Genomic DNA, 14,060 nt, shown 5'->3' with positions numbered 1-14,060 from the left:
GCTAAATCATCATGAGAAAACCACCGCTTTCCCTGCTCCTCGCTCTCGTCGCGCTTTCATCCTTGGTTCATGCCGCGCCACGGAAGCCGAACATCATCCTGATCGTGGCGGACGACCTCGGTTATGGCGACATCGGCCCGTTCGGATCGAAGAAGAACCGCACGCCGCATCTGAACCGTCTCGCCTCGGAAGGCGCGAAGCTCTCCAGCTTCTATGCGGCTCCGGTCTGCACGCCCTCCCGTGCCCAGATCCTCACCGGCTCTTATGCGAAACGTGTCTCACTGCCGCAGGTCCTGGGACCCGCCGCACCCATCGGCCTTGCGAAGGACGAGCCCACGCTCGCCAGCGTCCTCCGGCAGGAGGGGTACGCCACCACCGCGATCGGCAAGTGGCACGTGGGGGATCATCCGGATTTCCTGCCCACCGCCCATGGCTTCGACAGTTATTTCGGGCTGCCGTATTCGAACGACATGGGCGGCGGCCCGGGCAACGGACGCCGCCCCAACCGGCCGCCATTGCCCTTGGTGAAGGACGCCACCGTTGTCCAGACCATCACGCCCGAGGACCAGAAGAGCCTGACCGCCCGCTACACCGAGGCGGCCGTCTCATTCATCCGGGAAAAGAAGGATCAACCATTCTTCATCTACCTGCCCCACACCGCCGTCCATGTTCCGCTCCACCCGGGCAAGGACTTCGAGGGGAAGTCGGCGAACGGGCTTTATGGCGATTGGGTGGAGGAGCTGGACTGGAGCGTGGGAAAGATTGCCGACACGATTCGAGAGCTCAAGCTTGATGAAAACACCCTCATCCTCTTCAGCAGCGACAACGGCCCCTGGCTGACCAAGGGCAGCGAGGGTGGGGAAGCCGGTCCCCTGCGCGGTGGCAAGGGCGGCACCTACGAAGGAGGCGTACGGGTTCCCACCGTCGCCTGGTGGCCGGGGCACATCCCAGCCGGCCGCACCATTGGTGCGATCACCGCCAACTTCGACCTGCTTCCCACCTTCGCGGCGGTGGCGGACGGAAAGCTTCCCGAGGGCCACAAGATCGATGGCAGGAGCCTCCTGCCGCTGCTCCTCGGCGAGACTGATGAGAGTCCGAGGAACAACCATTTCTACTTCGCGGGCAACAACCTCCAGGCCGTGCGTTCCGGCCCGTGGAAACTTGCCGTCGCCCGCCAGAACGAGGCCAATGGCAAGCCGGACGCGGACGGCGGCAAGCCTTTCACACCTACACTCTACAACCTGGATGAAGACATTGGAGAAACCCGCGATCTCGCCGCTGGGAAACCGGAAATCGTGGCGAAGCTGCGTGAACTCGCCGCGACGGTGGATGCCGATCTCGGCAAGGAAGGCACCGGTCCCGGAGTCCGCCCGCCGGGCAGGGTGAAAAATCCCACCGGCTTGTGGCTGCCCGGCCACCAACCGTCCGCCGGCGAGCTGTCCGCCCACTACGACGCGAAGCCGCTGGCGGATCTCAAGCCCGGTGCGACGCTCGCATCCGGTGCTGCCCCGCAGATCGGCAACAGGCCTTTCACCGTCTCGGCGACCATCGAGCCTTCCAAGCCGGATGGCATCATCCTGGCGCAGGGTGGCAGCGCCGCCGGCTACGCCCTCCATCTGGTCGGCGGCAAGCTGCACTTCACCGTCCGCACCGGCAGCGGCGAGGCCACCGTGGTTTCCTCCCCGGCACCGCAGGCCGCGAAATACGCCATCGAGGCGCGGCTGGCCCCGGACGGCACCGCCACCCTCGCCATCGATGGCAAACCGGCGGTTTCAGCGAAAGCGCCGCGGCTCATCCCCCGCCAGCCTGCGGAGGATTTCGCGCTGGGTCACGACAACGCCGCCCCGGTGACAGACTATCAGGAAGCGGACCGTTTCTCCGGTGCGATCAGCCAGTTGAAGGTCTCGATCGACTGACCCTATGAAAACGCTTCTCCATTTCGCCCTGCTTCTCACCTTCGCCGCGCTCTGCAAGGCGGCACCGGATGCCAAACGCCCGAATGTCCTTTTCATCTTCGCCGATGACTGGGGCCGCTACGCGGGTATCTATCACAAGAACGCCGCTCCGGGATCGCCGTTGTCCGCGCTCAATGCTTTCGTGAAGACACCGAATTTCGACGCCATCGCCTCGCAGGGCGTCCTTTTCCGCAACGCGCATGTCAACGCGCCCTCCTGCACGCCCTGCCGCAGTTCGCTGCTTTCCGGTCAATATTTCTGGCGCACCGGTCGTGGCGCGATCCTGCGCGGGGCCGTGTGGGATCCGGCCATTCCCTCGTTCCCGCTGCTGCTCCGCGACTCCGGCTACAGCATCGGCAAGAGCTACAAGGTGTGGAGTCCCGGAACTCCGGTAGACGCCCCCTTTGACGGCCAGAAATACAACTATCAGGTGGCCTCGCGGCGTTTCGGCCAGTTTTCCCAGCATGTCACCAAGCTCATCGGCAACGGCAGATCCAGCGACGCCGCCAAGCAGGAACTCTACGACGAAGTGCGCGGGAATTTCCGGCTGTTCCTCGACAAGCGCGACCACTCGCAACCGTTCCACTACTGGTTCGGCCCCACCAACACGCACCGCGCGTGGGAGAAGGGCAGCGGCAAGGCGCTTTGGAACATCGATCCGGATTCGCTCAAGGGAAAGCTGCCGCCATTCCTGCCCGACGTGCCCGAGGTGCGTGAGGATCTCGCCGATTACCTCGGTGAAGTCGCCGCGCTGGATGCCGCCATCGGCACGGTCATCGACGAACTGAAGAAATCCGGTGAGTATGACAATACGCTCATCATCATCAGCGGGGATCACGGAGCGCCCGGCTTCCCGAACGGCAAGTGCAACCTCTACACTTTCGGCACCGGCGTCTCGCTCTCCATCAGCGGACCCGGCGTCAAGGGCGGCAGGGTTGTCGATGATTTCGTGAATCTCACCGATCTGGCTCCGACGATCCTGGAGGCGGCGCAGGTTCCCGTGCCAGCCGCCGTCACCGGCCGCAGCCTTTGGAGCATCCTGCGCTCGGAGAAATCCGGCCAAGTGGATCCGGCCTGGACATGGACGGTCACCGGTCGCGAACGTCATGTGGCGGAGGCCCGCGAGGGATACCTGCCATATCCACAGCGTGCCATCCATTCCGGACAGCATCTCTACATCATCAACTTCAAGCCCGACCGTTATCCCATGGGCCGCTTCGACCTGCTGGATACGGAGAGCGCCAAGCTCACGCCCGGGCTGATCCTCAAGGAAACACGCTCCGTCATCGCCGACATCGATGCCGGTCCCACCAAGTCCTGGCTCATCGCCAACCGGTCCACTCCGCAGGGCAAACCATTCTTCGACAGGGCCTTTGACAAACGGCCCCGCGAGGAACTGTATGATCTGGCGAAGGACCCGTACGAAACCGTGAACGTCGCCAGCGACCCGGCCTACGCCGCCATCCGCAAGGATCTCGAGACCCGGCTTCTCGCCGAGCTGAAGCGCACCGGAGATCCACGGTTGGAGAACGACGGAGCCTACTTCGAAAATCCGCCGCTTTCCGGCCCCGCTGATTGAGCCTCTTTTTCCCGCCATTGCCATGCCCGCACCGCATTCATTCCTTTCCCGCCTCACGTTCGTTTCGCTCGCATTGTCCGCCATCGCCCCGGCAGCCGACAAGCTGCCGAACATCGTCCTGATCTATGCCGATGACATCGGCTACGGCGACATCGGCAGCTACGGGGCCAAGCGCATCTCCACGCCGAACATCGACAAGATCGCGGCGGCGGGCATCCGGCACACCAACGGCCATTCCGCCGCCGCCACCTGCACCCCTTCGCGCTACTCGCTCATGACCGGCAGATACGCATGGAGGCAGCAGGGGACCAACATTCTGCCGGGCGATGCGAATCTCATCATCCGTCCCGGCTCGCTCACGCTGCCCTCGCTGCTGGCGAAGGCGGGCTACGAAACCGGAGTGGTCGGCAAGTGGCACCTGGGTCTTGGCGATTCGAAGATCGACTGGAACAAGGAAATCAAGCCGGGCCCTCTGGAGATCGGCTTCGGCTCCGCTTTCATCATCCCCGCCACCGGCGACCGTGTGCCGACCGTCTTCGTGGAGGATCACCGCGTACGGAATCTGGATCCCGCGGATCCGCTGGAGGTGAGTTATCAGGAAAATTTCCCCGGCGAACCCACGGGCAAGGATAATCCCGAACTGCTCCGCGTGCGCCACAGCCACGGCCACAACCAGTCCATTCACGGCGGCATCGGCCGCATCGGCTACCAGCGCGGAGGCAGGGCGGCGCGTTGGACGGACGAGAACATCGCGGACGACATCACCGCCAAAGCCGTCAGCTTCATCGAGGGACGGAAGGACAAGCCGTTCTTCCTGTTCTTCGCCACCCACGACGCGCACGTGCCACGCACACCGAATCCTCGCTTCGTGGGAAAAACCCCGCTGGGACCGCGAGGCGATGCCATCGCCGAATTCGATTGGTCGGTGGGTGAGATCGCCAACACCCTCGACCGTCTCGGTCTGGCGGACAACACCCTGGTCATCATCTCCAGCGACAACGGTCCGGTGCTGGATGACGGCTATCAGGATGGCGCTCCGGAGAAAAACGGCGACCACCGTCCGGGCGGTCCTTGGCGCGGCGGCAAGACCAGCGCCTTCGAAGCCGCGACACGCGTCCCGTTCATCGTGCGCTGGCCCGCACGGGTCAAACCGGGTGTCTCCGGCGCCCTCGTCAGCCAAATCGACCTCACGGCCTCGCTCGCGTCCCTCACTGGTCAAGCCCTCGCGGCGGACGACGCACCGGATAGTTTCAACCAGCTCGCGACGCTCCTCGGGGAATCCAAGAAAGACCGGGATTATCTCGTCAGCCAGGGCTCGGCGGCCTCGATCACACGGGACGGCTGGAAATACATCGAACCTGTGAAAGGACAAAAACCCACGAAGATCGCGGCGAGCACCAACACGGAAACCGGCCGCGACAATGTTCCGCAGCTTTACCATCTCACAGAAGACCCCGGCGAGACCACGAACGCGGCTGCCGAGCATCCCGGACGTGTTGCCGAATTGGTGAAGCTGCTGGAAGAAGTCAGGTCCCGGAAAAGCACACGTCCGGAGTGATGGGGGGACAGGATGCCCCCGGAGCAGTCGTCAGAATGACGACGCCCCGCCGCCTGCCATCGAAAGCAGACCGTCCATCCAGAGCAGCGCATTATCCAATGGAGCGCGTTCATCCTGAACGCTACGTGCCCTGGACATCCTGTCCGGCGGCCGGATGAGGCGTGATCCCTGTTACGGAACCAGAGAATTGGACACCTTCTTCAATCCGTAAATCAGTGTAATCAGTAGTTAAATGATCCCCTCAAGACTGCCACTGGCCACCCAACTCCGCGAGCTGGGGGTGTGCGGACTGCTCGGGAAACTCCGCTTGGATCGCCTGGAGCGCCATGGCGATCAACAGGCACCAGGGATTGTCCCCGATGAGCGCCTGCCGCAGCTCCTGGCCATTCAAAACCTTCGAGGCCCGGCCGAGAGCTTCCTCCACCTGCGGGTTTCCCGACTCCTTGCCGACGAGCAGGAATCGGGTGAAACCACTCGAACTGTTCCTGCCGAGGAGATCCAGCAGCCTGCCTTGGGAAGCGGCTTCGTGGATCTCCTGGAATGAGAATGGCGCGGGCCTTCTCGCGTCGATCTGTGAAATGGCTTCCCAGATGATGGCGGTGAAATTGGTGACTTTCATGAATGGTGGGATTTGAGATTTTTGAGCCGTGGCGAGGGACCGGTTTCCGCCCTTCCGTGGAAATCTCCGGCGGGGATTCCGACCAGCAGATATTTCCCCGAAACGAAAAACCAAGGTGTCTGATGCGGATGCCGTGGCGGGAGCCGGAACGTACGGATCACCAGGTGCTGCGCGGGGTGGTCACGCTTGGCGACAAAGACGGTGTTCCGTCCCTGCGAGCAGGGCGAAGAAGGATTTGATCAGCCGGTAAACACTCATTGATTTCGATTTCATCATATCAAATGGGGTTTGGTTCGCCTCTCGGGCGCACGTCTGGATAAACCAGATTCTACGGATTTGTCAAACAAATATTACCATATTTAGCAATTTGATAATGAATTGAATGGTGAAACATTATAAAATTGCCCAATTAAATATGTTTTAAGGTTGACTCGGAGTCTGCCTCCTGCTATTCCCCCGCAGGGACAGTTCCCCAATTACCCGAATTTCGGAAGAAGACCAGACCTCTGGATGATCCGGCCACCGCTTTCATCATGAAAGATCTGTTATCGTCTTCGCTTCCATTTTCCTTCCGTCACGCCCGTAGCCAACGGTCCCTTCCTGTCGGAATGGGGCCATGCACGCCGGGGCCGGGCTTCGGAGAATAACGACCGCCACATCAGGTCGGGAATTTTCCGGCAGGCTGGTTCCCATCTCCGGTATCCCGCGGCTTTTCCAAATGGCACCGAGTGGCGGCTGATACCTCGAATCACTCCTCCCGAATTTTTCCGCCGTGTTCCGACAACGTGACACCAAGCGGTTTTCGGGTCCCTCCAAACACACCACATCCCCACATGTATCCACACTTCAAGCATACCGTCCCAGCCCTCGCGCTGTCCCTCATCGCCCTGTCGACCTCCTCCCGCGCCGCCACCTACAACTGGCTGGCCACCCGCCCCGCAGGCCTCGGCACCGGAGAAGGATTGTTCAATCGTGCGAACTACGCGACACCGGAAGGCGGCGTCAACTCGGCGTTCACCCCCACCAGCGCGGACGTCATCAGCCTCAATACCGGTGCCCGCGCGGCCACCGTCAACGCGGCCGGCACCATCGGCCAGCTTTCCATCGGCTCCGGCTATGGCGTGACCAACGTCAACCAGACCAACGGCAACATCCTCACCATCCAATCCGGCGGAGTGGCCGACGCCGGTGTCCAGATCCAGAGCGGAAGGACCGGAAATACGAACATCCACGCCCGCGTCAATTTCCAGGGCGACGTCACCATCGCCAACAACGGAGACTCACGCGTCCGTTTCGGCAATCCCGGCGACCTCGCGACCCCCACCGGCAACGGAGGCATCCAAGGTTCCGGGACGCTGGCCATCACCAAAGGCACCGTCCTGCTCGGGGAGTATCTGGCGGGCGGGCACACCTACAGCGGAGCGGTCACCGTCACCGGAAGCAACAGCGTCCTGCAGGTGGCGGGCGGAGGGGTTTTCAACACCTACAGCAGCCTGACCGTGGTCGCGGGCGCATCGATCACCGGCGGAGGCACCTTTGGTTCCGCCGATCTTTCCGACGGTGGACGGGTATCTCCCGGAGCCGAGGGTGGTTTCGGTGCGGGTCCCAACACCCTGACCTTCACCAATCTGCTCAACCTGCAAGCAACGGGCCTCGCCGTGCTGGACATCCGCGCCGCCGGCACCGACAGTATCAACGTGACCGCCGGAACCATCAACCTCGGCGGTGAACTCCGCCTCCGCCTCAACAGCGACTATGCCGGCGAGGGTGTGTATCAGCTCTTCACCGGTCTCACTCCTTCCAGCGGAAATTTCGATACCGTCACCATCCAGACCGACGCGAACACCGTCAGCGCCATCACGCTGGAAGATGACAATGGAGACGGCCAGTGGGATGGCTACTTCGCCTCCCGAGGATATGGCGTCAGCTTCGATGCGAATACGGGCCTCCTCAACCTCACCTCCATCCCCGAACCACACACCTTCGGTTTGTCGTTGATCGCCACCGGTTTCCTGTTCCTGCGGAGGGGGCGCCGGCAAACCTCGGCGCTCTGACAAACCCGCTTTCACCAGAGACCGTCACCCGGCATGGGGACGGTCTCTGGTGGGCCTTTCGTTTCCAATATTAATCCGGCCTACCGTGCCGCCCATTCCGTCCCAGCCACATGAACCGCGGATTCCTCCTCATCGTTACCGGCTTCATCTCCGCCATCTCCACCTTGAGAGCGCAGCAGGTGTCCGACACCAGCTACCAGCCCGGGATCGGAGATCCCGCCTACGGTTCCGGGCAGGGACCCCGCGTGGGGATCGATGAGGCGCACCACAATTTCCATACCGCCGGAGGGCGCTACCAGCCCTTCGCCAATCTTCTCCGCCGCGATGGTTACCAGGTCGGAGGCTTCACCCGATCGCTTTCAGCGGACGCGTTGAGGGAAGTCGATCTCCTCGTGATCGCGAACCCCGTCAACGAGAGGAATGCGAAGGACTGGTCGTTACCAACACCTTCCGCGTTCACGAAGGAAGAGATCGCCGCCCTGCATGACTGGGTGGAGAAAGGCGGCTCGCTGCTGTTGATCGCGGACCACATGCCCTTTCCCGGCGGAGCGGGGGAGCTCGCGGAATCCTTCGGCGCGGTGTTCAGCAACGGCTACGCGAGAACAGGCCGCCCGCAGCAGGAACGCGGGCCGGATGTTTTTAGAACAGGAGAAGGGCTTGCGGAAAATTTCATCACAAAAGGGCGCTCGGAGGATGAGAAAGTCACGCAGGTGGCGACCTTCGGAGGCTCAGCATTCCGGCTGCCGGAAGGAGCCACACCCATCCTCACCTTTTCCACCGGTTCCATCTCACGGGAAACGAGGAAGGCTCCCGGCATCACGCCGGACGCGCCCGTCGTCCGCATCGAGGGCTGGTCACAAGGCGCGGTCCTCACCCTCGGCAAGGGACGTGTCGCGATCTTCGGCGAGGCCTCGATGTTCAGCGCCCAGCTTTCAGGCCCGGAGAAAAAACCGATGGGCATGAACGCCCCCAAGGCGGAACAGAACCACCGGCTGGTTCTCAATCTCCTCCACTGGCTGAGCCGGGCGGGAGAGGCGGGCCGGTGATCCCCCATTCCTGGAAACGTCGGTTGGAAGGAGCGCATTCCGTTGACCTGACGCCCGACCTGGTGTTTATTATAACATGAAAATCCGTGAAAAATTCGAAGACTGCGCGATCGGTGAGGGCGTGAAGGCCGCATCCGTGGCCATATCCGGTTCTCCTTATCCCATCGACATATGGGACATCAGAAAGGTGCCGTTGGAAAACGGCGACGAATTTGTTTGGGTGAGAAGAAGATGAAAATCGCTGGTGACCGCGAATCCCCGCAAGGTCGATCTAATCGCGTGACGGGGCGGTTCTCACAACAGGCAGGATAATGCTTTTTCCTTGTTGAGGCCGTCGCCCGGTATTCACTAGGTGGAGATCTGATGATTGTGGCAGGAAATGGAATCATCGCAGCGAGCGCGGCGGCTTTTGCGCTGGGTTTGAGCGATTTCGCGCTTGCGGAAGATCCGGGACGCAAGCCGTCCGCAGAAATCGTTGTGGTGATCGACAGCGGAGTGGCGGTGGATCATCCGGCATTTCAGGGAAAGTGGTTGGATAATGACGCCGTTGGAAAAAAACTGCCCGCTCCCATGCAGCGGGGAGACGGGAAGTATTGGTTCGGTTGGGATTTTGTGGAGAATGATGCGACTCCTCAGGATCGGACCGGACACGGCACTCATGTTGCGGGCCTGCTGGCGGCGGAACTGGGAACCGCTGAAGCTCCCGTCGCTCGATTGGTGATGTTCCGGACCGGCGACAAGCATCAGGAGTTGTCTCAGGTGGCCCATGCGCTGGAGATGGTTTCAGCCCTGCGAAGTGCCGGGTGGGACATCCCTGTGATTCTCTGCGCCTTCGACTATCGGAAATCCCCAGCCGACGGAGATGCATACGACCGGTTCGCCTCAGCTCTTGGCAAGCTGCTGGACTCGGGCGTCCTCTGTGTCTGTGCGGCTGGAAACTCCGGATTGAATCTCGATTCGCCATCGAACAACGAGGTTCAATATCAAGCGGTCCTGCGTCACCGGAACATGATCACTGTTACGGCGTGCAGTGATGAAGGACAATTGCTCGCCACCTCGAATTATTCCGGAAACACGGTCCTGCTGGCCTCACCCGGCCTTGCCGCCTCCTCCGCCACACCTGATGGAAAAATGGCGGGATTGAGCGGATCGTCCCAAGCCGCCGCCCGCGTCGCCGGTCGTCTGGCCAGGCAGGCCTCGGTCCCCGGATATCGCCAGCCCGGGAAGCTCAGGGAGTGGCTTCTCCAAAACGTCAGGCAACATCCCAGCCTCGTTGGCAGGGTGGGGAGCGCCGGCTTCCTGCCAGCGAAGGTGGATTGATTTTCCCGGGGGAGGCGGCGTTCGAACGGGCGCGGCGGCTCTTTCTAACAAAATGCACGATTTCAGGGGGAGTACTCCAACAGTTAACAATTCCAAAATTTCCCCGGACGCTAAAGTCCCTTATAAACCGGGATCTCATGCTGAAATGTTGACGCCCCGGACCCAACTCCGTTAGGAATTGGAGGTATGACGACGGTAAGAAACGTTGCCTGTATGTTCCTCATGGCTATCGGTTTGGCCTCGGCCCAACCGATGCTCGATTTGCAGGAATCCCCTCCGGCCAGCGGCTTGCTCACGGCCCGACTGACGTCTTCTTATACCACCACCGGGTTCGGAGGAGCGAAGATCTGGACGTTCAATGCGGAGGCAAACGACCGCGTGACGTTCCTGGTCCGCACGGACTCCGGTATCAACGCGAATCCGGTCATACGCCTTGTTTCGCCTTCCGGTTCCACCGTGTCCCAGGGGGGCGGTTCGTACGATGGTTTCGCATCGTTGGAGAATGTGGCTCTCCCGACTCCCGGTGTCTATCAGGTTGCCATCTACTCCGACTCGAAGGCATCCGCTTTTTCCTTGAGCGCCCTGCTGGGCCGTGGAGTCGAACTGGAATCGGAAATCAACGACATCCGCACGCTGGCGGATAGGTTCCGTTTTTCCCCTCAGGGTGGAGGTTTCCGTGGGACGGTCGCCGGTGTCCTCGATCGGGATGCGGACTGGATTGATCTGGGAACCCTGATCGCGGGGCAGACGGTCAATCTTTCGTTGCAGCCTCCCGCGGGTTCCTCGTTATCCGCTTCAGCGGTGGAGCTGGCGTTGTTCAAGGATTCGGACACGTCCGCATTGCTTGTCGCAACGGGCGGTTCCTTGGTCCACTCCGTTGCCTCGGGCGGCAATTACCGGGTCAGGGTCAGGGTGCCGGACCTGGACGGGCGCAACCTGCGTTTCGAAGGTTCGCAGTCGGTCTCGTTGGGAAATCCCGAGGCTCTCAGGATCACCGGGAGCCAGACGATCGAGTTCTGGATCAAGCCCGACAATTTCAACTCCCGTCAGAATCCCTATGCCAAGGCGTATGCGGGCGAAGGTACCATGACGATCGAAACCGACGGGACGGTCAATTATTTCTATGGCACCGGTGGCGGCAATACCGCCCCCTATCAGACGTTCAACACCGGCACGCCGTTGCGCGCCGGACGCTGGCAGCATCTCGCGCTTGTCCGCGACTTTTCCTCCACCCCCAAGCAACTCCGGTGGTATCTTGATGGCAGATTGGTGGCACAAGCGGAAGCCAGTCATTTCCCTGCGGTCGCCAGTTCCTTGGACGCGACCATCGGCACGGGCTATGCCGGAAATCTGTATGGTAGCATGGATGAGATCCGCATCTGGAATTCTCCACGCTCCGGAACCGAGATCCTCGACAACCTGGACAATTCCCTGGCGGGCACGGAATCCGGATTGGTCGCCTATTACCGGTTCTCGGAAGGAGCGGGCGCCAGCACCGCGGATGGCAGCACCAGCGGGATCACCGGAGCAATCGCCGGAGTACCCGCCTGGGAGGGGACGGCATCTGCGAATCTGCCGGACTTCATGATCCAAGGGCAGAACTCGAGCTATTTCCTCAACGCTTCGGTTTCGGATACCTCGGCACCCTCGGTGACCGCCGTGGATTTGATTCCCAACCGGGGTCATCTCATCGAAGGCACTTCCTTCGCTCCGTCCAACATGTCCGCCCTCGCGGGGAACCAAGGGCAGTCCTATCTCTACACACTCCAGGGAGAAACGGGCGGCTCGATCGCGGGTACGGACACGTACTCCGTGGATTCCTCGTTAGGAAAAGCGGCGGTCCACGCCGGGATCTTGTTGCCTTCCGAGATTGGAGCGGTTCGCGTCACGATCCAGCCCGGTTTGTCGTTCTATTACGCGAGTTCGCGCAACGGGGTTTCCTCGGCATCTTCCGGAAGCGGCGCCGCCAGCTACAGGATCGAGAGATATGTGCCCGCGGTGCCTTTCGCGTTGGATGCGATTTATTCCAGTCTCAGCATCTCGTTCGACGAGGAAATGGACGAGGCGTCGCTGGCTTCGGGAGTGACATTGGCCGCTGCCGGACCGGATGGGAATTTGGGGAATGGCGACGATATCTCCTATCCTTTGACGTTTTCGAGTTTCACTGGAGATCGCCGTTCGATTTTCCTGATAAACGACAATCGGCTCCTTCTTCCCGGTGCCTACAGGTTGACGGTTCCCGCCACGGTGTCCGATCGCGCTGGTAACGTGCTTGCCTCGGCTTATGTGAAAAATTTCACGGTGCTGGGAATCGGGGGTTATGCCAATGAAGATGGGGACAACGGATCTCTGGCGACGGCGGACACGGTCTCGACCGGGGTGCTGGTGCAGGGGGACGGCTCGTTCCTCGACGCGGGGCGGACGGTGGCGACGGCGGGCTGGCCGTTCGACATCGAGACGGCGGACCTGGACGGCGACGGCAGAACCGACGCGGCGGTGACCCACCTGGGATCGGTCGACGGGCTGCGGATCTATCCGGGCAACGGGACGCGCGGGTTCGGCACGCCGGTGGTTTTCGACGGGATCGCCGACGAGCCGTACGACGTGCAGCTGGTCGACTGGGACAAGGACGGCGACATGGATCTCGCGGTGACGCTGGCGGGGACCGACGAGGTGGGCCTCTTCCGCAACGACTCGACGCCGGGGAACCCGGTGTTCGTGCGGCAGGCGGATGTGGCGGTGGGCGACTATCCGCGGCGGCTGGCCCCAGGGGATTTCAACGCGGACGGTTATCCGGACCTGGTGGTCTCCAACAACGGGACGGACGGGACGACGGGCTATTCGGTCTCGGTGCTTCTCAACGACAAGGCGGGTTCGTTCACCGAGAGCAGGCTCGGGTTGTCGCTGGCTCCGAAGATCCGGCCGTGGGGGATCACGTCGGGGGATTTCAACAAGGATGGCAAGGCGGACCTCGCGGTGGGCGACATGGACAACGGCGACCGGCTGGCGGTGTTCCTCGGGGTGGGGGACGGGACGTTCGGCGCGCCGTCGTTCCTCGACATGCCGGACGGTCCGAACGTGTCGGACCTGAAGGTGGCGGATTTCAACCGTGACGGCAATCCGGACCTGGTGGCGGTGGCCAACGACAACCCGGCCTACAGCTACTGGATCTTCCCGGGCAACGGCGACGGGACGTTCGGGACGCGGGTGGATTTCCTGTTGAACTACGGCTACTACAACGAGTTCGTGAAGGTGGCGGATGTCAACGGGGATTCGTGGCCGGACCTGCTGCTGGGCGGCTACGACCACCTGACGGTGGCGTCGAACCGCGCGGACGGGACGTTCGGTTTCAGCTACGTGCGGCGCAACTGGTACAACACCTACGGGGTGGCGGCGGCGGACCTGGACGGGGACGGACGGGCCGAGCTCGTCGTGGCGGACAATGACGAGCATGTGCTGCGGGTGCTCGACGGCAACGCGCGGGCGCCGCTGGCGGCGGACGACACGGCGACGGGGATCCGCCACGGCTTCGGGCGGGGATTTTTGTCGGACGACCCGGACCGCGATTATTGGAGTTTTACGGCGTCGCGGGGCCAGGTGCTGACGGTGGCGGTGGACCACTCGACGGCGACGGAGGCGGCCGGGCTGGGCTGGGAGGTGCTGGACGAGACCGGCGCGGGTCTCACCAGTTTCGCCAACACCAATGCGGGCTGGCGCGGCGAGAGTCCGCCGGTGGTGATCCCGCGCGACGGGACCTACTACGTGCGGGTGAGCCCCTACTACGGTTATCGTGGCGAGTATCGTTTCCGGGCGAGCCTGGCCCCGGTGGGGACGCAGGTGGAGAGCGAGGGCAACGACCAGCTTTCGCAGGCGGACGGGGTTTCGTTCACGCTGTCGGGCAACTCGCTCGGCGCGACGGTGGGCGGCTA

The 14,060-nt window shown here is 62.2% G+C and carries 9 protein-coding genes; 8 read left to right on the top strand and 1 reads right to left on the bottom strand.

The window, feature by feature from the left end; all coding sequences use genetic code 11:
* The first annotated feature begins 11 nt into the window (after positions 1-11).
* From JIN84_RS20525 to JIN84_RS20515, 3 genes are read left to right on the top strand one after another with little or no spacing between them, the layout of a single operon-like run.
* Complete coding sequence (locus tag JIN84_RS20525; protein ID WP_200352975.1) at positions 12-1,916, top strand: sulfatase-like hydrolase/transferase; 1,905 nt, start codon at positions 12-14, stop codon at positions 1,914-1,916.
* A gap of 4 nt (positions 1,917-1,920) precedes the next feature.
* Positions 1,921-3,534: a sulfatase family protein gene (locus JIN84_RS20520; protein ID WP_200352974.1), complete on the top strand. Its 1,614-nt coding sequence runs from the start codon at positions 1,921-1,923 to the stop codon at positions 3,532-3,534.
* Between the two features lie 22 nt (positions 3,535-3,556).
* Positions 3,557-5,092 carry a sulfatase family protein gene (locus JIN84_RS20515; RefSeq protein ID WP_200352973.1) on the top strand — a complete coding sequence of 512 codons (1,536 nt, stop codon included), beginning with the start codon at positions 3,557-3,559 and terminating at the stop codon, positions 5,090-5,092.
* Positions 5,093-5,333: 241 nt separating this feature from the next.
* Here the strand turns inward: JIN84_RS20515 and JIN84_RS20510 are convergent, their stop codons facing one another.
* Complete coding sequence (locus tag JIN84_RS20510) at positions 5,334-5,711, bottom strand: hypothetical protein (RefSeq protein WP_200352972.1); 378 nt, start codon at positions 5,709-5,711, stop codon at positions 5,334-5,336.
* Between the two features lie 833 nt (positions 5,712-6,544).
* On the opposite strand from JIN84_RS20510, the gene JIN84_RS20505 reads away from it, so the two are divergent.
* From JIN84_RS20505 to JIN84_RS20485, 5 genes are all read left to right on the top strand, one after another.
* The gene (locus tag JIN84_RS20505) at positions 6,545-7,765 is read left to right on the top strand and encodes a hypothetical protein (protein WP_200352971.1); all 1,221 of its coding nucleotides are present in this window, start codon (positions 6,545-6,547) and stop codon (positions 7,763-7,765) included.
* 110 nt (positions 7,766-7,875) lie between these two features.
* Entirely contained in the window at positions 7,876-8,811 is a 936-nt protein-coding gene (locus tag JIN84_RS20500; protein ID WP_200352970.1) for a DUF4350 domain-containing protein, read from the top strand.
* A 76-nt stretch (positions 8,812-8,887) separates the two neighbouring features.
* On the top strand, positions 8,888-9,046 hold the full coding sequence (locus tag JIN84_RS20495) for a hypothetical protein (protein WP_200352969.1): 159 nt from the start codon (positions 8,888-8,890) through the stop codon (positions 9,044-9,046).
* Between the two features lie 128 nt (positions 9,047-9,174).
* Positions 9,175-10,131 (top strand): S8 family serine peptidase, encoded by a 957-nt coding sequence (locus JIN84_RS20490; protein ID WP_200352968.1) that lies wholly within the window; start codon positions 9,175-9,177, stop codon positions 10,129-10,131.
* 222 nt (positions 10,132-10,353) lie between these two features.
* On the top strand, positions 10,354-14,060 hold a 3,707-nt coding region (locus tag JIN84_RS20485; protein WP_200352967.1), incomplete at its 3' end, for an FG-GAP-like repeat-containing protein.

Origin of the sequence: Luteolibacter yonseiensis (assembly GCF_016595465.1) — a bacterium.
GTDB lineage: Bacteria > Verrucomicrobiota > Verrucomicrobiia > Verrucomicrobiales > Akkermansiaceae > Luteolibacter > Luteolibacter yonseiensis.
This window is presented reverse-complemented; position numbering and strand designations above follow the sequence as displayed.